General features: G+C 68.4%; 15 protein-coding genes. 10 read left to right on the top strand and 5 right to left on the bottom strand.

Going from position 1 to position 21,735, the window contains the following annotated elements; genetic code table 11:
• Positions 1–223 (bottom strand): IniB N-terminal domain-containing protein (locus tag ON23_RS26285; RefSeq protein ID WP_039781476.1); only part of this gene is annotated, 223 nt, incomplete at its 3' end.
• 433 nt (positions 224–656) lie between these two features.
• On the opposite strand from ON23_RS26285, the gene ON23_RS26290 reads away from it, so the two are divergent.
• The 6 genes from ON23_RS26290 (at position 657) to ON23_RS26315 (ending at position 10,029) form a co-directional block, all read left to right on the top strand.
• Positions 657–2,261, top strand: a complete 1,605-nt coding sequence (locus ON23_RS26290) for an Hsp70 family protein (RefSeq protein ID WP_167331899.1) — start codon at positions 657–659, stop codon at positions 2,259–2,261.
• Positions 2,262–2,267: 6 nt separating this feature from the next.
• Positions 2,268–4,784: a LuxR C-terminal-related transcriptional regulator gene (locus ON23_RS26295; RefSeq protein WP_245556114.1), complete on the top strand. Its 2,517-nt coding sequence runs from the start codon at positions 2,268–2,270 to the stop codon at positions 4,782–4,784.
• Positions 4,785–4,820: 36 nt separating this feature from the next.
• Positions 4,821–5,933, top strand: coding sequence for a hypothetical protein (locus ON23_RS26300; RefSeq protein ID WP_039781479.1), 1,113 nt, complete (start codon positions 4,821–4,823; stop codon positions 5,931–5,933).
• Between the two features lie 183 nt (positions 5,934–6,116).
• A complete protein-coding gene (locus ON23_RS26305; protein ID WP_083904246.1) occupies positions 6,117–7,508 on the top strand; it encodes a S1 family peptidase in 1,392 nt (463 codons plus the stop codon).
• 165 nt (positions 7,509–7,673) lie between these two features.
• Positions 7,674–9,020 (top strand): S1 family peptidase, encoded by a 1,347-nt coding sequence (locus ON23_RS26310; protein ID WP_051043397.1) that lies wholly within the window; start codon positions 7,674–7,676, stop codon positions 9,018–9,020.
• Positions 9,021–9,165: 145 nt separating this feature from the next.
• Positions 9,166–10,029 (top strand): NRDE family protein, encoded by an 864-nt coding sequence (locus tag ON23_RS26315; protein ID WP_039781480.1) that lies wholly within the window; start codon positions 9,166–9,168, stop codon positions 10,027–10,029.
• Between the two features lie 99 nt (positions 10,030–10,128).
• On the opposite strand, the gene ON23_RS26320 is transcribed toward ON23_RS26315, so the two are convergent.
• Positions 10,129–10,887: a DUF8020 domain-containing protein gene (locus ON23_RS26320; RefSeq protein ID WP_223273269.1), complete on the bottom strand. Its 759-nt coding sequence runs from the start codon at positions 10,885–10,887 to the stop codon at positions 10,129–10,131.
• Positions 10,888–11,436: 549 nt separating this feature from the next.
• Here ON23_RS26320 and ON23_RS26325 point away from each other — a divergent pair.
• Entirely contained in the window at positions 11,437–14,739 is a 3,303-nt protein-coding gene (locus ON23_RS26325; protein WP_039781489.1) for a (Fe-S)-binding protein, read from the top strand.
• A 174-nt stretch (positions 14,740–14,913) separates the two neighbouring features.
• On the opposite strand, the gene ON23_RS26330 is transcribed toward ON23_RS26325, so the two are convergent.
• The 3 genes from ON23_RS26330 to ON23_RS26340 all read right to left on the bottom strand — a co-directional run bounded on the left by ON23_RS26330 (position 14,914) and on the right by ON23_RS26340 (position 17,096).
• A complete protein-coding gene (locus ON23_RS26330; protein WP_039781481.1) occupies positions 14,914–15,591 on the bottom strand; it encodes a DUF8020 domain-containing protein in 678 nt (225 codons plus the stop codon).
• A 232-nt stretch (positions 15,592–15,823) separates the two neighbouring features.
• Positions 15,824–16,492: a DUF8020 domain-containing protein gene (locus tag ON23_RS26335; RefSeq protein WP_039781482.1), complete on the bottom strand. Its 669-nt coding sequence runs from the start codon at positions 16,490–16,492 to the stop codon at positions 15,824–15,826.
• 154 nt (positions 16,493–16,646) lie between these two features.
• Complete coding sequence (locus ON23_RS26340; protein WP_039781483.1) at positions 16,647–17,096, bottom strand: hypothetical protein; 450 nt, start codon at positions 17,094–17,096, stop codon at positions 16,647–16,649.
• 266 nt (positions 17,097–17,362) lie between these two features.
• Here ON23_RS26340 and ON23_RS26345 point away from each other — a divergent pair, with 266 nt between their 5' ends.
• From ON23_RS26345 to ON23_RS26355, 3 genes are all read left to right on the top strand, one after another.
• Positions 17,363–18,700, top strand: coding sequence for an NsdA family TPR-like regulatory protein (locus ON23_RS26345; protein ID WP_083904247.1), 1,338 nt, complete (start codon positions 17,363–17,365; stop codon positions 18,698–18,700).
• Between the two features lie 92 nt (positions 18,701–18,792).
• Positions 18,793–20,052: a pyridoxal phosphate-dependent aminotransferase gene (locus ON23_RS26350; RefSeq protein WP_039781491.1), complete on the top strand. Its 1,260-nt coding sequence runs from the start codon at positions 18,793–18,795 to the stop codon at positions 20,050–20,052.
• A 417-nt stretch (positions 20,053–20,469) separates the two neighbouring features.
• On the top strand, positions 20,470–21,735 hold a 1,266-nt coding region (locus ON23_RS26355; RefSeq protein ID WP_373282253.1), incomplete at its 3' end, for a YibE/F family protein.

A 21,735-nucleotide genomic window follows, 5' to 3' on the forward strand; every position in this document is an offset into this window, starting at 1 on the left:
CGGCCGCCCCGCCCCCGGCCGCCACGATGGCGGCGAGCTGCGAGCCGCCGGTGACCAGGGCGGATTCGGCGACCATCGGCGCCACGGCGGCGATATCTTCCGGCGTCACCGCCTCCAGCCCGGCCGCGCACAGCGACTCGGTCGGGTTGGTGCAGTAACCGACGGCGGCCTCGTGGTCGCGCAACAGGTTGAGGATGAATTCGAGAATGGCGTTGGGGGTCATCGCGGATCGTCTCCTGGATCGGCGGACCATCGTGTCGATCCGCAGCAGTCGAATTGCCTTTCACGCTAAGAACCTCCGGCGTTACGCGAAACGGGGCGAATCCCCTGATTTCCGTATCGGCGCCGATAGGGGATTCGGGAGCATTAGGGGACTTTCCCCGAACCTTCCGGATCAGCGGTAACGACGGCCCCCTGGCAACCGACAGTGGGATAGATCGTGACGACCCTCGATATTCGTGACGACCGCAAATACCAACGACAGGGGTTCTCGAATGACTCAGGGCCTGACGCTCGGCATCACGGTCGGGTCGTCGCGCACGGTTGCCGCGACCGGCTCCACTTCCGCGAGCGCCGACCCGGAAAATGTCTCTGTTCACATTCGTCGCCACCGTTTCGGATCGGCGCCCGAATTGTCGGAGAATCTATTGTCCCGCGTGGGCGATCCGGTCGATATTCTCCTGCCCGACGGCTCCTCGGTCGCCGCGGCCGATCTGGTCGCCGAAACGATCTCCCAGGTCGTCGCCGATTTCGATCCGGATTCCGCGGTCGCGACGGTGCCGGCGTGGTGGCCGCCACATATCGTGGAGGCCCAGCGCCGCGCACTCGACCGCGTGAGCGCCGACGCGGTGGTGCTGGTCGCCGAACCGCTCGCCGCGCTCCGTCGGCTCGAGGCGAGCACGCCCTTCCCGGCCGATACCCCGGTGGTGGTCTACGACTCCGGCGCCACCGGCACCACGGTCTCGGTGGTCGGTTCCGGTCCGCACTCGGGACTCCTGGGCGAACCGGTTCGCTCCACCGAGGTCTCCGGCGCCGAATTCGATCTGCTGACGATGCGCTACGTGCTGGCAAATGCATTGGGAGAAACGGATTTCGATCCGTTCGACCCGGTTGTCGAACGCGAATTGTCGATACTGCGAAACCGGTGCGCCGATGCGAAACACCGGCTTTCGACCGACACCGCCACGGTGGTCCCGGTCCGCCTGGCCGGTATCGCGCGCGATGTGCGCCTGGTCCGGGACGACGTGGAGGATCTGTTCCGCGGTCCGCTCGTCGATTCGCTGAGTCTCGTGCACGAGGCGGTGCGGCGCGCGGGGGTGGGCATCGACCAGGTGGGCCGGATTCTGCTCACCGGTGGCGGCGCATCGATCGGCCTGCTCACCGAACTGATCTCTGGCGAGTTCGCGATTCCGATAGCCCCGGTCGCCGATCCCGGTTCGCTCAGCGCGCGGGGAGCGACCTTGCTCGCCGCGGACCTGTACACCGAATCTCGGCGTCATGCCGCGGCCCTGGCCGTACCCGATTACGAACCCGATTTCGCTGAGCCGCAACCGGATTCCGACGGCGCCACGACCACGGCCCTGCCCTCGCTCGGCGACCGGGCCACCGTCGAACCGCCGCCGGCCGACACCGCGCCGTCCGGAACCAGCCGGTGGCGCCGTGTCGCCTTCATCGCCGGCGCCGCGATCGCCGTGGGCGCGGTCGCCACCGGCACCCTGGCGCTGGGCACCGCGGGAAGTCCCTCGAACTCGTCGCCCTCGCCCGCGGCGGCGACCTCCGCGGCTCAGGCGGCGTCGACCTCGGCCGGGGTCGCCCCGGCCGGCGCCACCGACCCCGCGCATCCGACGGCGGGCAACCCGGTGACGGCCGCGAACCACACCGGCACGAACCACACCGGCACGAGCGCCGACAACTCCCCGGGGACCCCGGCCGCGGGCACGGCGGCGAACTCGCCCGCGCCGAATTCCGCGGCGGCGAATGCGCCCGCACCCGAATCCGCCGCGGCACCCGCGCCGAACGCTCCGGCGCCGAATTCCCCGGCGCCCGATTCCCCCGCGCCCAACAGCCCCGCACCGCAGGCCCCGCCACAGGTGCCGGTGCAGACTCCGTCGGCGCCGTCGGCTCCCTCCCAGCCCACGGTGCCGAGCTCTCCCGGCGGCTCCCTGGGCAATGTCTTGAACAACGGGCTCGATCAGGCGGGTAACGCAGTCGATACGGCCGTGCAGCTCCCAGGCCAAGTGCTGCCCCACAAAGGCAACTGAGGATCGGTGACAGTGGTCGGCAACCTCGCGGTCGCATTCGGCGCCATTCCGGGCGCGCGGGAGATTCTCCGGGAACTGGATTCGGGCTCGCCGGATCCGCTCGTCTACCTGATTCGGGGACGGTGCGGCACCGGGAAGTCCACGCTGCTCGCCGCCGTTCGAAACAGATTGCGGCGCAGCGGCATCGGCTGCTTCGACGATGTGAGCGCGACGACCACGCCGCCGGATACCCGCGCCGCCGTGGTCGTCGACGACGCGCACACCCTGGACCAGTTGCAGCTGGAAAAGCTCTGTGCCGCCGTGGAATCGGATTCGCGCACGATCATCGTCGCGACCCGGCCGCAACCGCACGACACCGCCCTGCGCGCCCTGGCGGACGCGGTGTCGCGGCGCGGCCGGGTGGTCGAACTGCGCCCGCTGGGGACCGCCGATATCGCTCCGTTCGCCCGCGAATTGGGGATGACCGTGCCGCCCGCGGTCGCCGACCACGTCCACCGGAACACCGGCGGCATTCCCGGCGGTGTGGTGGCGGCGCTCACGGCGGCCTGCGCCACCCGGCTCGAGGGCGGAATCGAGGCGGTCGATCAGGCCGTGACCTCGTGGGCCCGAACGCTTCTCGACGACACCGAACCGCAACTGCTCGAAGTCCTGACCGTCGCCACCACCGGTGCCGGCCTCGATCCGAGCGAGCTGGCCGAGGTGCTCGGCACCGACGAGGCGACGGCGGTCGGACTCGTCGACCGGGCCCGCGCCGGGGCCCTGATCACCGACGCCGACCTGTTGCTGAGTCCCGCCATCGAACCGCTGCGCACCCTGGTCGGCGAACGCCGGTTCGTCTCGATTCAGCGCCGCCTGCTCACCGCCCGCCTCGAGGCCGGGCTCCTGCGCGACCACACGGCCCTGCAGCTCGCCGAATCCGGGGTCCGCGACGAGCGGCTCGCCGAATTCCTTCGCGCCGCAGCCGACAACGCGGGCGGCGAGGCGAGTCGCTACTACACCGCCGCCGTGGCCAGTGGGTACGACGCGCAGCGAATCGCCGTCCCCCGTGCCACCGCGGCCGTATTCGGCGGCGACGACGAATCCGCCTTGCGCTTGGCCGAACCCGTTCTCGCGCGCACCGACGCCGCACCCGCGGAACTGGCCGCCGCCGTACGGATCTGCGCGAGCGTCCAGGCTCGCCGGGGACTGATCGGCCGCGCGGTACAGCTGTATTCCTGGCTCGGCACGACCCGTACCGGCGCCGACTGGGCGACCGCCGCGGCGGTGTTCCACCTCGCGGGAGCGGTCGGGGACGCGCAGGCGGTGTCGGGTTCGGCGGCACAGTGGCCGCCCACGGAGACCAATGCCCGCACCGGCCGGTTCGCGACCGCGCTGGCGCAGAGCATCACCGGCGAATCCCGCAGTGCCGCGACGTCGGCCGCGGCCGCCCTGATCCAGCTGGCCCGCACCGCGGCGCCGGAGGACCGTATGCTGCCGTGCGCTCCGGTCGCGCTGGCGACGCTGCTGTGCCTGAGCATGGGCGAGCCCCGCCGCGCCGCCGACGCGCTGCGCGGCACCGATCCGCAGGATCCGCAGATCCAGGTTCTGACGGCCTGGACGGCGATGCTCGGCGGCGACGAACAGACCGCGGTGAAGACGGTCGCGGCCGTCGACACCACCGCCCTGCCGCCGCGCGATCGGCTGCTCGCGCACGGCGTCCTGGTCGGGCTGGCCCGCCGCGCGGGTGATCACGGTGTCCTGCTGCGCGCCTGGGAGGCCGCCTACCCGACCTTCGACGAGGTCGACGCCGACCTGCCCGCCCTGCTGCCGATCGGTGAACTGTGGCTGGCCGCCATCCGCCTCGGTGAACAGGAGCGGATAGCCCGATTGGTGGAGGCGGCGCGAGATGTGTTGCGCAGCGCGGGAAATCCCCCCGCCTGGGCGAATGTGTTCCACTGGTACGAGATTCAGGCCGCGATCGCCCACGAGCGCCCGGACGAACTGATGCCGCCCGCTCGACTGCTGAAAACGGCTGCGCAGGCGGGTGATCCGCATGCCGCGATCCTCGCCGACGCGGGGCGCACCTGGGTGCTGGTGCTGCGCGGTGAGGTCGCCGAGGATCGGGTGACGGCGGCGGTGCGACGACTGGCCGCGATCGGCATGGTCTGGGATGCCGCCCGGCTGGCCAGTGAGGCGGCGTTGAGCGCCGGCGATCCGGCCACCGCGACGGCCCTGCTGAAACTGGCCCGCACGGTGCGCACCGGCTCCCGGCCCTCGGCCGCGCCCGAGCGGGCCCCGGCCGCCCCGCGCGCCGCGACGACCCCCGAACCGGCGGCCGCCTCGGTCCTCAGTGAACGCGAGCGGGAAGTGGCCGAACTGGTCCTGCTGGGCCTGACCTACCGCGAAATCGGCGCTCGGCTGTACATCTCCGCGAAGACGGTGGAGCATCATGTCGCGCGGATCCGGCGTCGGATCGGAGCCGGGTCGCGCTCGGAGTTATTGTCGATGCTCCGCGCAATGGGACACGGTTCGTTACTCGTGTGATCGGCGCGCTCGAGACACCGAAGCGAGGTATTGAGGATGGCCACAGGGGTGGGCCTGCGGATCGCCGAGGACGAATGCGTCGCGGCGATCGTCACCAGCGGTGGCGAGACCGACGAGACGCCCGAACCCCTGTACATCGCGCGCGAGTCGGTGCTGCACATGTCCGACGACGGCGACACCGCACTCGGCGGTGAGGCGCCGCCCGGACATACCCACTCGATCACCGGATTCGTCGGCGCGGTCGGCGATCCCGCCGGTATCACCGTCGACGACGGGGAGGCCTACCGCGCCGAGGATCTGGTGGCGACCGCGATGTTCTGCCTGATCAACCTGGCCGCCGAACATCTCAACGGCCCGGCCGAGTTCTACGCCACCCACCCCGGTGACTGGCCGGCCGAACATGTGCGCGGTTTGCGCGAGGCCCTCGACTACCTCGGATTGCGCTCGGTCGTTCTGGTCAGCGAGGCCGACCTGCCCGCGGCCGGCGACAGCCGCGGGCCCGCACGCGATGCCGCCCGGGCGGCCCTGGCCGCCGTGCTCGCCACCCCGGCCGGAACCACTCCGCCCGATCCCGCGCGCGCCGAGAACGCGCTGGTGGTCACCGATGTGCTGCCCGCGGTCCAGGCCTCCGACGCCACCATGCAGGCCTATTCGGCGGCCGTGCCGGCTGTCGAACCCCCGCCCGCCCCCGTTACCCCGACCGTGGCCGTTCCGGCGGCGGAGGTGGCCCCACCCCCCGAACCGGTGAAGAAGCGTCGGATACCCCTGCTGATCGCCGCGGCGGCGGCCGTCGTGGGCCTGGTCGTCGGCGGGATCGCCGTAGCGCTGATGTATCGCGACAGCAGCCCGACGCAGGTGCCCGCATCCGACGTCTCCGGGCAGGCCGACGCCCGCACGCAACCGGTGACGACCACGGTCCAGCCCCCGCCACCGCCCACCACGGTCGAGCAGCAGCCGCAGGAATATCCCGAAACCACCACGGAGACCACGCCTACGCCTCCGCCCCCGCCGCCGGCCGTCACCCCGACCACTGCGCCGCCCAGCTTGCCCACGACCACGTCCAGGCGGCCGACGACCACACCGCGGACCACCACGACCGCCCCCGGCGGCCTGCCGGAGTTGCCGCTGCCGGGCTTCCAGGTGCAGTAGTCCGCCAACTCCGTGATGATTTCGTAGCGAAACTCACGCCGTTGTGCCCTAAAGTGATGCGCTGACCGGTCGTACCGGGCTTTGCACCGGGCGGACGGTCTGCTTGATGGTCGAGGGCTGTTGCCACCCAATGGTTTACCGCCCACGGGTGGCCGGCACGTATGTGCCTGACGAAGGGACTCCATGCGCAAGTTGGCGGCGCGTCGCGCCACGATCGGACGCGCCTCGGTGGCACGCGCGTCCATGAAAACCGCTGCTGTCGCCCTCGCTTCGACCCTTCTGCTCGGCCCGTGGATCGCCACATCGCCCGCGCTCGCCGACCCGGCGCCCGCCCAGTCGGCGGCCGACCAGCTGCCGCCGGAACTGGTGCAGGCCATCGGCCGCGATCTGAAGATGTCGCCCGCGGAGTATCTGGACCGCGCCGCCCGCGCTCAGCAGTTGCGCGACTACGCCCGTGACTTCCGGTCCTCACACCCGCAGGCCTTCGCCGGTGCCTGGCTCGGCGCCGACGGTAAGCCGGTGATGGCGGTGACCTCGCTCGACGCCGCGCGCATCGCGAACTCCGCCGGATATCAGACTCGCCTGGCGCCGATTTCGGCCGACAATCTGGAGAGCTCACTCGACCAGCTCGTCCAGTGGATCGGCGGGCTGCCGCGGGAGCTGTCGGCCGGAATCAACTCGGTCGCCATCGATTTCCTGAACAGCCAGCTGGTGCTGAGCGTCGCGAACACCCCGGCCGGTCACCTGCTGAACCTTCCGACGCTGATCGCCAACGTCAAGGTCGTGCTCTCGCCCGACGGTGGCGGCCCGGTCGAGCGCCGCCCGATGGCCGGTGACACCTACATCAGCGCACCCACCTCCCTCGACGATTCGGCGCTGAAGTCGGTGGACGTCTGCTCCTTCGGCTTCAACAGCATCGACGCCGCCGGGAACGCGCTGAACATCAGTGCCGGACACTGTGATCCGAATGTGGGCAAGGGCGACTCCGAGGCCGGGGTCTACCTGCCGAACCTGCGCAACCTGAAGGCCAGCCCGCAATTCGGCACCTTCGTGAAGGCGCAGCTGGGTGGCAGCACCGGACTGGACTATTCGGTGATCAAGCTCAACGAACGCGCGATCACCGCCGGGATGGACCAGCCCTCGGTGCGCGGCGCCAACGGCACCACCCTCACCCTGACCGGAGTCGCCGAGCCGATCACCGGCGCCCCGATCTGCAAGTCGGGCCAATCGTCCACCTTCACCTGCGGATTCGTGGTCGCCGACCGGGTCGAGACGGCATTGTTCACCGCCGCGGGCGAATCCAAGACGGTGCGCGGCTTCGCCAGCTCGGCGTGCACCCTCGGTGGCGACAGCGGCGGCGCGATCGTCTCGGGCACCCTCGCACTGGGCATCACCAGCGGTTCCAACGCCGCCGACGCACCCGACTGCAAGGCCGCCAACATGGATCTGGCGCAGTACGGCGGCACCGCCACGCTGGGCATCCCGATCCGGCAGATCCTCAGCGATATCGACGCCAATTCCGGTGGCGGCCTGGGTGCCGGCATCACGGTGCGTACTCGCCCGATCGTGGGCTGACGATCCTTTCCTTGCGCCGAGGGGCACGTTCGCAGGCCGGACGTGCCCCTCGGCGCGATCCGGGCCGGGTGAACAGCGGGTATCGATTTCCGGTATGCCGGGTGTGAGTTCGGCCAAAGACCGCGACAAGTAGGCATAGCCGCGCAAACCCCATATAGTCGCCTCATGCTCCTGCCACGCATCCGACTTTCGTCCGCCGCGGGACGTGCCCCGCGCCCCCGCCTCCGCAGCGCGGCCGTCGCCGCCTCGGCGGCGGTTCTGGTTCTCGGGCCGCTCGCGGCGACCTCTTCCGCGGACCCCGCGCCCGCCCCGGCGCCCGCCCTGCCCGCCGAGCTGGCGGCGGCGGTACAGCGCGACCTGAAGATCTCGCCGGAGGAGTATCTGCACCGCGCCGATGTGGCGCAGCACGTGGCGGCATTCGCGGCGACCGCGCAGCGTCAGTTCCCGCAGGCGTTCGCGGGCGCGTGGCTCGACGACGCCGGTAAGCCCGTGGTGGCGCTGGCTCCGGGCCAGGGCCTCGACGACGCGAAGAAGGCCGCTCAGGACGCCGGATTCGGTGTGAAGGACGTGGCCAAGAGCCAGACCGTGCTGCGCAGCGAGAAGAACGCCTTCCAGCAGTGGCTGTCGGGCCAGCCCGAGGGTGTCGCCCAGGCCGTGCGCGGTGTCGTGATCGACACCGTCAACAACAGCATCGCGGTGCGCGTGGACAAGGCCGGCGTGCCGATGCCGGGCTTCGTCGACCCGGCGCACGTGATCGTGATGGCCGCTCCCCCGGTCGGCCCGCCGGAGTCGGACCCGCAGGTGAAGCCGATCGCCGGTGAGCAGCCCAACGCGCCCCGCGCGGGCGGCGACTCCTACGCGTCGGTGGCCGGCAAGATGCAGCTGGTCTGCTCCACCGGGTTCAACGGCGAGGACCGCAACGGCAACCCGGTGAACATCACTGCCGGACACTGCGATCCGAACATCCCGGCCGCCGGTACCGCGAACGCGCCGGGCATGTTCGAACTGCTGCCGGGCAACCACATCGGCGCCCAGCTGGGCTCGTTCCAGAAGTCGATCCTGGGCAACCAGGACTACTCGATCGTCTCGATCGACGCCGGCAGCCGGGATCGCTTCGCCAACAACCTCGTTCGGGTTCCGGGCGCCGCGCCGATCGCGATCACCGGTGTGGCCGACCCCGTCGTCGGCGCCCCGGTCTGCAAGTCGGGCTCGCGCACCGGCTTCAGCTGTGGCGTGGTGAACGCGGTGGATCAAACCGTCCAGGTCGGTGACCGCGATCTGACCCAGTCGTTCTCGGCGAACATCTGTGCGCTGCCGGGTGATTCGGGCGGCCCGATCGTCACCGGCACCCTGGCCCTGGGCATCTCCAGCGCCTCCTCGGTGGCCGACTACCCGATCTGCGAGATCCCGAACCTGATCGGCGCCCTGACCGGTGATGCGCCGCAGCTGTTCGCGCAGCCGGTGAACCAGGTGCTCTCCGACAACCCGGGTCTGCGGGTTCGCACCAACTGAGCACTTCGAGCATCGTCGAGGGCCCGGCAGAAATGCCGGGCCTTCGTCGTTTCTGCGGGAGCCGTCTCTGCGGGAGTCTTCGACGGATCCGTCCACTGGCCGCCGTCCCGATATCGTGTTCACCCGGCTGGTGCATGCTGGAGTCATGTGTCTGGTGTTGATCGGGTGGCGCGCGCATCCGGAGTATCGGCTGATCGTGGCGGCCAATCGGGACGAGCTCTACACGCGCCCAACCGAATCGATGCGGTGGTGGCCGGAGCGGCCGAATCTGCTGGCCGGTCGTGATCTCGGAGCACCCGACGGTGTGCCGGGCACCTGGCTGGGAATCGTGCCCGAGGCCGGTCGTGTCGCGACCGTCACCAATGTGCGTGGCCCGGCCGAGAAGCGCACCGATGTCCGCTCCCGCGGTGCTCTGCTGATGGATTATCTGACCGGCTCCGCGGCACCGGAGAAGTTCGTTCGCACCGCTGCGGCCGATCTGGACGACTACAACGGTTACAACTTGGTGGTCTCCGATCTGCAGACGCTGTGGTGGCACAGCAATCGCAGCGAGGCCACTCCGCTGGCCCTCCCACCCGGGGTGCACGGGCTGTCCAATGCCGCCCTGCTCGGCTCGGCCACACCCGGCTCCGAACGGCCGACGGGCATCGTGGGAGAGAGCAACGTGCGCACCGACACCGGTGCCACCGCGTGGCCGAAGGTGCGCGACGGCGTGCGCGCGCTGGGTGCGGTGGTCGGTTCGCCGACGGTGGAGGACTACTTCGACGTCTTGGCCGACCGCGCCATCGCCCCCGATGCCGAACTGCCGCACACCGGATTGTCGCCGGAGCAGGAACGGTCGGTATCGGCCCGGTTCGTCGCCAACGACTGGCACGGAACTCGCTGCAGCACAGTGCTTCTGGTGCGCGAGGACGGACACTTCGAAATCGCCGAACGGTCGTTCGCGGAATTCGGGGAACCGCTCGGCGAGGTGGGTTACACGGGTCGGTTGCGGATGCGCGCGGACTGACCGCCGCAACGGCAACCCAACGACGACGGCCCGCCTTCCGCGAGGAAGACGGGCCGTACACGTCCCGGAGCCGGCTGATCACCGGCTCCGTGCCGCGAATTACTTGGCCTGCTGCGGCTGACCGCTGGCGGCCGCCATGGCCGCATCCGACCACTGGGTGCTGCCGTCGGCAGCCTGCATGGTGTTGACCAGCTCGACGCCCGCGGCGACGAGAGCAGGGCCGCCCACCGCGACGGTGCCGACGATGCCGCCGACGCCCGCGCCGGTGACCAGACCCGGGATGCAGCCCGCGACGATCGTGACGACACAGCCGATCACGGCGCCGATGGCGGTGCCGACGAAGCCACCGATCGCGGTCGCCAGACCGAACTTGGTGGCGAAGTCGCTCATCGCGCGCTGGTTCTCGATCGGCGAGGCGACGTCCTTGGCGACCAGAACCGGCTTGTCGGCCTGAATCGGCGTCTGCTGGTCGGCCTTGGTGTCGGCGACCGCGGCCACGGGGGCGGCGGCAACCGGCTTGGTCAGGTCGACATTGCCCGGCTTGTCCGGCGTCAGCTCGAGCACCGTGCCGTTGTCCTTGAGCACCGGCTTGATCGGAATCTGAACGCCCGCGATCCGGTAGTCGATCGGCATCTCCAGGGCGACATTGCCGGCCTGATCCTTGATGTCGACGACCTGCTGTTTCTGATCAGGAGTCGCGCCGTGCTTCTCCACAAGCTCGAACGTGCCGTTCTTGAGCTTGGTGACGACCGTCTTGTCGACCAGTTTGGTGGAGTAGTCGATCCCCGGCTTGGCGTCGGCGGCCGGAGCCGGGGCTGGTGCAGGGTCGGCGTTGGCAGTTCCCAACGCCACGGTCATTGCGCCGATGACCATAGCGGCGACCGCAGTACCTCTGCGGAGCTTCATTCGGTTTCCAATCCGTCATCAGGGTTTGCCGCACGCAACTTCTCCGCGAGAGCCCACGCATCCATCAGGCCATCAATCCCGATTTCAAACCTGACGGACCTCCCCGAGCAGTGTGAAGGTGCACACAGCAAGCAGGACGCAGTGAGCTTAGTCGAATACACCGACCGAAAGCGAGAATTGTTATGTGCCCTAACAATTAAGGACCGATTCGCCAACTGTTCGTCTTTACGACGAGTAAGCCTGACCTGGCTCGAACACCGGATTTGCCGGGATTTACCGTGTCAGGCGACCGCGACCACGCCAAAACCGCAGGCCACCACGTGAGAACGGTCACACCCTGAGTACGGTTGGACCCCACAACCTGGGATAGACCACTCGTGCATCATACGATGGACAGATAAGTTACCGGCGGGTAACTTACTGCCCGTTACGATACGAGCAACCAACGGCGACCCCAGCCCGGTCGCCGGAATGCTCGTGGAACCGAAGGAAGGTCGCGACATGAATGCCCTGACAGTGACGCTGGGCACGATTGGAGCGGTGCTCAGCCTGGTGTGCTGGGCGTCGTTCATCGGCGGCGCGTGGAAGATCTTCAGCGCGATCAGGGTCGGGCAGCCGGCGCCGGATCGCTGGCGACCGTTCTTCCCACGCCTCAAGACGATGTTGGTCGAGTTCATCGCGCATACCCGCATGAACAAATTCCGCACCGTCGGCTGGGCGCACTGGCTGGTGATGATCGGCTTCATCACCGGCGCCATCCTGTGGTTCGAGGCGTACGGGCAGACGTTCGACCCCGAATTCCATTGGCCGATCATCGGCAACTGGGGTGTGTACCACTTCTGGGACGAGCTGATGGGCATCGGCACCGTGGTCGGCATCCTGACGCTGATCACCATTCGCCAGCTCAATCACCCGCGGGTGCCGCAGCGCCTGTCGCGCTTCAGCGGTTCGAAGTTCGGGCCCGCCTATGTGATCGAAGCGATCGTGCTGATGGAAGGCCTCGGCATGATCTTCGTCAAGGCCGGCAAGATCGCACTGAACGGCGAGGGCAATCCGGCGACGGACTTCTTCACCATGCGGGTCGCCGAATTGCTTCCCGCGAACGCGACCATGGTGTCGATCTTCGCGTTCATCAAGCTGATGTCGGGCATGGCGTTCCTCTATTACGTCGGTCGCAACATCACCTGGGGCGTGGCGTGGCACCGGTTCTCCGCCTTCTTCAACATCTACTTCAAGCGTGAGGACGACGGCGGCGTCGCCCTGGGTGCGGCCAAGCCGATGATGTCCAAGGGCCGCGCCCTGGATATGGAGAACGTCGACCCCGATACCGACACCCTGGGCGCCGGACGGATCGAGGACTTCTCCTGGAAGGGCTGGCTGGACTTCACCACCTGCACCGAATGCGGTCGCTGCCAGAGCCAGTGCCCGGCGTGGAACACCGGTAAGCCGCTTTCGCCGAAGCTGCTGATCATGTCCCTGCGCGACCACGGCGCGGCCAAGGCTCCGTACCTGCTCGCCGGTGGCCGCAAGGATATGGGCGGCGACGAGGTCGGCCTGGTCGACGCCGAGGGCAAGCCGAACGAGGCCGCGCTGGCGAAGATCTCCGAGGCGGCCAAGGCCGAGGCCGAGCGTCCGCTGGTCGGCGGCGAGGATGTCAACGGCATCATCGACCCCGAGGTGCTGTGGTCCTGCACCACCTGTGGCGCCTGTGTCGAGCAGTGCCCGGTGGACATCGAGCACGTCGACCACATCATCGATATGCGTCGCTACCAGGTTCTGATCGAATCGGAATTCCCCTCCGAGCTGGCCGGTCTGTTCAAGAACCTCGAGAACAAGGGCAACCCCTGGGGTCAGAACGCCAAGGATCGCCTGAACTGGATGTCGGAGCTGGACTTCGATATTCCGGTATTCGGTCAGGACGCCGAAAGTTTCGACGGGTACGAATATCTGTTCTGGGTCGGCTGTGCCGGTGCCTACGAGGACCGCGCCAAGAAGACCACCAAGGCCGTCGCCGAACTGCTCGCCACCGCCGGCGTGAAATTCATGGTGCTGGGTGCGGAGGAAACCTGCACCGGTGACTCGGCTCGCCGTGCGGGTAACGAATTCCTGTTCCAGCAGTTGGCGATGCAGAACATCGAAACGCTGAATTCCGTCTTCGAGGGTGTGGAGCCGTCGAAGAAGAAGATCGTCGTCACCTGTGCGCACTGCTTCAACGCGCTCAACAACGAGTACCCGCAGGTGGGCGGCACCTACGAGGTCGTGCACCACACCCAGTTGCTCAACCGGCTGGTGCGGCAGCGCAAGCTCGTCCAGGTGAAGCCGGTGTCGGAGAAGGTCACCTACCACGACCCCTGCTACCTGGGCCGGCACAACAAGATCTACAACGCGCCGCGTGAGCTGATGGCCGCCTCGGGCGCGAACGTCACCGAGATGCCGCGCCACGGCGAGCGGTCGATGTGCTGTGGCGCCGGTGGTGCCCGCATGTGGATGGAGGAACAGCTCGGTAAGCGAGTCAACCTCGACCGGACCGACGAGGCACTGGCCACCCTGGACGGCGGCAACTCGCCGTCGCTGATCGCCACCGGCTGCCCCTTCTGCCGCGTGATGCTCACCGACGGCGTGACCGCGCGCAAGGATTCCGGCGAGGTCGGCCAGGGCGTCGAGGTCGTGGACGTCGCGCAGCTGATGCTGCAGTCGATCGACCGGGTCGAGCCGGCGGCACTGTCGGAGAACCTGAAGGTGATCCAGCAGCCCAAGGCTCCCGAACCGGTCGCCGAGACCGCGGCACCGGCCGCCGAAGCGACAGCGGCACCGACGGCCGAGCCCGAGGCCGAGGCCCCCGCCGAGCAGGCCGCGCCGGCCGCCGGTAAGGGCCTGGCGATGAAGGGCGGCGGCAAGGCACCCGGCGGTGGCGGTCTGGCCATGAAGGGTGGCGGTAAGGCACCCGGCGGCGGCAAGGGTCTGGCCATGAAGGGCGCCGCGAAAGCACCGGGCGCCAAGGCGACTCCGGAGCCGGAGGCCGCCGAGGCGAGCACGGAAGCACCCGCGGAGGCTCCGGCCGCCAAGCCGGGCGGTCTGGCCATGAAGGGCGCCGCCAAGGCACCCGGCGGCAAGGGTCTCGCCATGAAGGGCGCGGCCAAGGCACCGGGCGCGAAGGCGACCCCGAAGCCCGCCGAAGCCCCCGCGGCCGAGGCGTCCGCTACCGAAGCTCCGGCGGCCGAGAGCACCGAGAGGCCGGCGGCGCCGACCGCCAAGCCCGGCGGTCTGGCCATGAAGGGCGCCGCCAAGGCACCCGGCGGCAAGGGTCTCGCCATGAAGGGCAAGGCCAAGGCTCCTGGCGCCAAGCACGCGAACGAAGCCCCGGCCGAAGCCGAGGCCGGCGCTGCCGAGGAGCCTGCCGCCGAGGCCACGCCTGCGCAGGCTCCTGCGGAAACCGCGTCGGCTGCCACCGGCCCCACCGAGACCAAACCGACGGTGGCGCCGAAGGGCCTGGCGATGAAGTCAGGCTTCAAGCGCCCCGGCCCCAAGGCCCCGGGCGCGGCGAAACCCGCGGCCGAATCCGCCCCGGCGGCAACGGAATCGGGTAACGGTGCGGCCCCGGCCGACGCGGCCGGCAGCGAAGCAGCCGAGCCCGAGGTTCCGGCAACCGAGTCGGCTTCCGCATCGGAGGCACCGAAGTCGGCCCCGGCGGCCGCCACCGAATCCGCCGACGGCGGCAACGGTGAGGTCCAGCCCCCGACCGCCAAGCCGGGTGGCCTGGGCTTCAAGTCCGGAGCGAAGGCCCCGGGCAGCCGCAAGAAGTAAGTTCGCCACACCACGTAGGGGCGCTGCCGACATCGGCGGCGCCCCTACGTCGTATTCCCTACTCCCTGCCGAGGACGGCAATCGGTTCGAGACGTCGTCGGTTTGCGGCGGGTTCGCCTGTCACGCCGAAGGCCGGCCGCTGCTCGAGCGGCCGGCCTTCGATGGCGTAACGCCCTAGTTGCCCGCGGAGTCCTTGGCCCACTTGCTGGTTCCGGGGGCGGCCTGCAGGGTGTTGATCAGGTCCAGACCCGCGATGCCGAGTGCCGGGCCACCGACGGCGATGGTGCCGAGGATGCCGCCGACACCGGCGCCGGCGATCGCGGCCGGAATGCAGCCCACACCGAGCAGCGGCAGGCCCAGGATGCAGCCGGTGATTCCGCCGACCACGACGCCGATCGCGGTGCCGACGAATCCGCCCACGGCCGTGGCGATTCCGAACTGCGTGGAGAAATCGTTCATCGCGCGCTGGTTCTCGAGCGGCGAGGCGATCGGCTGCACGGCGACCGGATGGTCGGTGGTCATCGTCTTCTGCGGCGTCAGTTCGAGGACGGTGCCGTCGTTCTTCACCACCGGCTTCACCGGAACGGCGACGTCGTCGACCCGCACATCGGTGGGCAGCGAGACCACGGTGGCACCGTGGGAATCGGTGACGGAGTAGGACTTTTCGTCCTGCGCGAGCCGGAAGGTCCCCCCTTGCAAGGTCGTGACGACCGTCTTGTCCACGAGTTTGACCGAGTACCTGATCCCGGTCTGCTCCGGCGTGGGAGCCGGGTCGGCGTGGGCGGTGGTCAGCCCGGCGGTCAGTGCGCCGATCGTGAGCGCGGAGGCCGCGGTGAGGCTGCGGAGATTCATCGATATTTCCATTCCGTCATCGAATCTCGGCGCTCGCCCCCTCGACGAGCGCCGTCACACCTGCGGGTTTGCGGTGAATTCGCTTGGAGCTCAGCGCTTTCGGCCACGCAGGCGGGTCGATGCTACGCGCACCCCCACCGGGGAAGGAGCCCCCAGTCCTGGGGGCTCTCACAATGCGCGGTGTGGCGAATCGGGTTGCGGCACAGCCGGAACACGGTCCGCCGGGTCGGACCTACTTGTCGTCGGCCCATTTCGTCGTGCCCGGCGCGGCCGAGAGCGTGCCGATCACGTCGAAGCCGGTGATCGCCAGCGCGGGTCCGCCGATCGCGATGGTGCCGAGGATACCGCCGATGCCGGCCCCCGCGACCGCGGCCGGAATGCAGCCGACGCCCAGCAGCGGCAAGCCCAGAATGCAGCCGGTGACACCGCCGACGATGGCGCCGACCGCGGTGCCGAGGAAGGTGCCGACGGCGGTCGCGACACCGAAGTTGGTTTCGAATTCGTTCATCGCGCGATGGTTTTCCATCGGCGAGGCGATCGGCTGGACGGTGACCGGCTTGTCGACGGTGACAGTGCGCTGCGGCGTCAACTCGAGGACGGTTCCGTCGTTCTTCACCACCGGTTTCACCGGCACCTCGGTCCCGGCGACGCGCACTTCGGTCGGGAGTGAGACGACGGTGGCGCCGTGGGGATCGGTGATCGCGAAGGACTTGTCGTCCGCGGCGATCCGGAAGGTGCCGCCCTGCAGGGTGGTCACCACGGTCTTGTCGACGAGTTTCATGGAGTACTTGATCGCGGCCGGTTGGGGCGCGGCGGCCGGTTCGGCGTGCGCGGCAACGGTTCCGGCGGTGACGGCGCCGACGACCAGTGCGGATATCGCGGTAAGGCGCTGGAGCTTCATCCGGCAATCTTAAACGTCTTCATGTCACAAAAGGGTCGAATCTGAAGAAGGTGCGTTCCGGATCTGATTTCGCACCCGTGTTCCGAATCCGGGTCCGCCCCGACAGGTAACGAGGCGGACCCGGATCGGCAGCGGCGAGGACCGGTCTGCGGGTTCAGTCCTCGCCGCCTCTTCCCACCGCCAGCGCCGTCGTGACGACTATCGAAAGGGGTGGAAGTTCCAGGCCGGACCCCGGCGCCACGATCCAGTGGCAGCCCTCGCGGGTCCATCGGCCCAGGCTGGTGGGCATCATGATCTCGCCGCCGACGGCCGGGATGCCGATATCGAGACGCTGCAGAATGTCCGCGACCTGCCCGCCGGGCCGGCTGTCGGGGAACACGAGGAAGCTCCACCGCACGCGCCGGGCCAGTACCGGCCCGCATCCGCCGTGCTCGGTGAGGGATCGGCACACCGCTTCGGCGCGGTCGGCCGGCAGATGTACGACACCGACGGTGCCGGTCACCGGCAGCGTGACGAATCCACCACGCTGGATACATGTCAGACCGGCGTGATGCCGATAGAACATCACCCAGTCGTCGGCGGTTCTGAGCTTCTCGACGTTCACAGTTTCCCGACCTTCACGGCGACTCCCTCGATATCTTCAAGGCTCCCGCCACTGCGAGGTCTCCGAAACGCCCCCACGCGCGCTCTGCACTGCCCTTTCACTGCCCAAACCGCCGGGACCAGCCAATTCCCGTGTACCAGCTCGATTTCGGATGTGGCCGTGCTCACCGTCCGCTCGTACTCTGGAGACGAGTTCGCGCGGAAGGGGACATCGTGGTCCGGCAGTGGTCAGGTAAGGAAGCCCGTGCCCTCCGCGATGCCAAACGCATGAGCATCAGGGAGTTCGCGGCCCATCTGGGAGTTCACGAACGCCTGGTGTCGAAATGGGAGGCGGGCGGTGCCCGGGTGCATCCGCGCCCGGTCAACCAGGCCGCGCTGGACACATCACTCGCCAGGTCCGACGAAGTCGTGCGGGCACGGTTCGCGGCCATGATCGATCAGCCCGTCATCGATCGGCCGGGACCGGAATTCGAGGTGCGTCAAGGTCATTCGGCGCACAGCAAGTATTCGAGCGACGCGGAACTTTTGGCACTCGTAGACGCCGGTGCGATGAGAGGTGATGCGTTAGCCGAGATTTCGGAGAGGGATCTGATCATGGCGGCTGCCCACGAAGCCAGCGAGCACGCCGGTCGCGCCGAGGCGAGTAATGTCGGCGCCTCCGCGCTGGAACAACTCGACGCCGATGCCACCCGCATCGCCAGGGAGTACGTCCACGTGCCGCCGGTTCCGATGATGGTGGAGATGCTGCGGGTGCGCCGGCGGGTGTACCGGTTGCTCGAGGGCCACCAGAAGCCCGCGGACACAAGCCATTTGTATCTGCTGGCCGGCACGCTGTCGGGTCTGCTGGCCAACGCCAGTACCGATCTCGGACATCTCGACGCCGCCGGGGAACAGGCCCGCGCCGCCTGGGCGTACGCGGAACTATGCGGCCACAACGGATTACGCGCGTGGACCCGTGGCATGCAGGCACTGATCGAATACTGGTCCGAACGGCCGCGCCGGGCGGTGGCACTGGCGCAGAACGGTCAGCAGTACGCGGATTCGGTGACCGCGAAGGTCCGGCTGCACAACATCGAGGCGCGGATCTGGTCCAAACTGGGTAGCGCCGCCGACGCCGAACGCTGCATCCGCGCCGCCGAGGCCGCGCGCACGGGTACCGGCACCGACGAACTGCACGACGAAACCGGCGGCGTCTTCGGTTTCCCGGAGGCCAAGAGCCATTACTACGCGGGCGCCACGTACATCCACCTCGGCCAGGCCGAGCCGGCGCTGGCCGAAACCCTGCGCACCATCGAGTTGTACAGCGGTGGTCCGCGCGAACAGCGGTCCTACGGCGCCGAGGCCCTGGCGCGGGTCGACAACGCGGCGGCCCAATTGATCAACGGCAGTCTCGACGGCGCCGGCGACGCCCTGAGTCCGGTACTCGAACTCTCCGAGGACCGCCGCATCGCGCAACTCGAGGAACGGCTCACCGGATTGCGCCGCCGCATCGCGACCCCGCGCTTCCGCGACGCGGTCGAGGCGCGCCGCCTGGACGAACGGATCGAGGAGTTCTGCGGCACCACGGTCGCCACGGGGATGCTGCCGGCCAATCCGTCCACCTGAACGGCGGTCCCGCCGCGCCCGATGTGACCGGCACAACGCCGATGTGGCGTGGTGGCGATGCCTCGGATATGGAGTTGCGGGGCGGTGGCACCATTGAACAGGTGAGCCCTACCAGTCATTCACCGCATCAGCCGCCCCGGGTTCTGGAGCAGTCCCTGAAGCTCCAGAACGTTCTCTACGAAATCCGTGGGCCGGTGCACGCACATGCGGCACGACTGGAGGCCGAGGGCCACCGCATCCTGAAACTGAACATCGGCAATCCGGCACCGTTCGGTTTCGACGCGCCGGATGTGATCATGCGCGACATGATCGCCGCGCTGCCGTACGCGCAGGGCTACTCCGAATCGAAGGGCATCCTCCCCGCGCGCCGCGCGATCGTGACCCGGTACGAGCTGGTCCCCGGCTTCCCCGAGTTCGATGTGGACGACGTCTATCTGGGCAACGGCGTCTCCGAGCTGATCACGATGACGATGCAGGCCCTGCTGAACAGCGGCGACGAGGTGCTCATCCCCGCCCCGGACTATCCGCTGTGGACCGCCATGACCAGCCTGGCCGGCGGCACCGCCGTGCATTACCTGTGCGACGAATCCAACGGCTGGCAGCCGGATGTGGCCGATATCGAATCCAAGATCACCGACAAGACCAAGGCCCTGCTGGTGATCAACCCGAACAATCCGACCGGCGCGGTGTACTCGTCGGAGGTGTTGCAGCAGCTGGTCGACCTCGCTCGCAAGCATCAGCTGCTGCTGCTCGCCGACGAGATCTACGACAAAATCCTCTACGACGACACCAAGCACATCTCGCTCGCGAGCCTGGCTCCCGACCTGCTGTGCCTCACCTTCAACGGCCTCTCGAAGGCGTATCGCGTGGCCGGATACCGGTCCGGCTGGCTGGTCATCACCGGCCCGAAAGAGCACGCGGCCGGATTCCTCGAGGGCATCGACCTGCTGGCCTCCACCCGGCTGTGCCCGAACGTGCCCGCTCAGCACGCGATCCAGGTGGCGCTGGGCGGCTACCAGAGCATCGAGGATCTGATCCTGCCCGGCGGGCGGCTGCTCGAGCAGCGCGATGTGGCCTGGGAGAAGCTCAATATGATCCCCGGCGTCTCGTGCGTGAAGCCGAAGGGCGCGCTGTACGCGTTCCCGCGGCTGGATCCCGAGGTCCACGAGATCCACGACGACGGCAAACTGGTGCTCGACCTGCTGCTTCAGGAGAAGATCCTGATGGTGCAGGGCACCGGCTTCAACTGGCCGCAGCACGACCATCTGCGGATCGTGACGCTGCCGTGGGCCCGGGACCTCGCCGTGGCGATCGAGCGCTTCGGCAACTTCCTCTCCAGCTATCGCCAGTAAGTCGGGGTCTGGACGAGCCAAAACAAACCGGGAGTTTGGAAAAGTAGGTTTTTGAAGACTTCACTGGCGCAAACTTCGAACTTTTGTGTACAGTAGTCCTCGGCACTCACAGTGCCCGGCCGAGCCGCCTACCCCCCTGGGCCGCTCGGCCCTGGATTCGACCGCCTACCCCCCCTGGGCCGTCGGATCCCTTTCGGGCGGCGGAGACATCCCCCTGCTCTCCGCCGCCCGCTCCCCTGTCCCGCCTCTCCGCGTATTCAGGCCTGGTTCAGGTGCGGGGATTCTTTGCGTTGGCGGGCGGCGGATGGTCGATTTGGTTCTGTCAGCCCGTGCCCGGTGAGTTACCCATGTTCTTGCGTGATCAGGTGTGCGGTTTGAATACGGCCAAAGTACGCGGAGACGTGGTACAAGCTGCTGTTGAAAATAACTTCCTTTAAGCTCGCTGCGGTGAGCGAGCATCATCATCACCATCATGACCATTCCGGGCCTCTTGCTATCGGGGCTACGGCGGCTCGGGTGGTGGTGGGGGTGCTCACCGCTATCGGGGTGATCGTCGTGATCGCCATGATCTGGTTGTGGCCCAGTCGGCAGCATGTGGATATTCCGTTGCCGATGCAGAACGGCGGCGGTGGGGCGGTGCAGACCGAGGCCGGCACCGTGGCGATGCAGGATATGGGGCCGTGCGGTAGTCCGTCGAACGGGCGGGCCTTTCCCGATACTCCACAGCCGCCGCCGACGAATTCCTATACCTGCCAGCGCAGCCTGGTCTCGATCGATTCGGGGCCGAACAAAGGCAGCCGGACGCTGCTCGAAATCGCGCCCGGACCGGGACAACCGGATTTGCACGCCGGAGACCACATTCGGCTGGTTCGGCAGGACGATCCGAGCGGCACCACCATCTATTCCTTCGACGACTTTTCGCGCGGAATGCCGCTGTTGCTGATCACGCTCGTCTTCGTGGCGGTGATCGTGGTGGTGGCGCGGTGGCGCGGCTTGCGCGCGGTGCTCGGCCTGGTGTTCGCGTTCGGGGTGCTGGTCGTATTCCTGCTGCCCGCTCTGCTCGACGGGAAACCGGCGCTGCCGGTCGCCCTCGTGTCGGGAGCGCTGATTCTCTACGCGGTCCTGTATCTGGCGCACGGCGTCAATCTGCGGACCAGTTCGGCGCTGCTGGGCACGCTCAGCGCGATGGTGCTGGCGGCGGTGCTGTCCTGGGTCGCGCTGGAGGTGACTCATCTGACCGGTCTGTCGGAGGAGCAGAACACCAACGTCGCCACCTATATCCAGCACGTCAGCATTACCGGCCTCCTGCTCGCGGGCTTCATCATCGGCTCGCTCGGTGTGCTCAACGACGTCACCATCACCCAGGCCTCGGCCGCTTTCGAACTCGCCGCCCTCGACGAAGAGGCATCGCGGCGTGAGATTTTCGCGGCTGCCATGCGCGTCGGCCGCGACCACATCGCCAGCACGGTCTACACGCTGGTCCTCGCCTATGCCGGCGGCGCGCTGCCGCTACTGCTGATGTTCTCCGTCGCCGGTCGCTCCATTCGCGACGTGCTGACCGGCGACGCGGTAGCCATCGAAATCACCCGGTCCGCGGTCGGCGGCATCTGCCTGGCGCTGTCGGTTCCCTTGACCACCGCCATCGCGGTCCTGCTGGCCCGCCCGTTCGGCCGGCGCGCCGAC

Origin of the sequence: Nocardia cerradoensis NBRC 101014 (genome assembly GCF_000308535.1) — a bacterium.
In the GTDB taxonomy this organism is placed as follows: Bacteria; Actinomycetota; Actinomycetes; order Mycobacteriales; family Mycobacteriaceae; genus Nocardia; species Nocardia cerradoensis.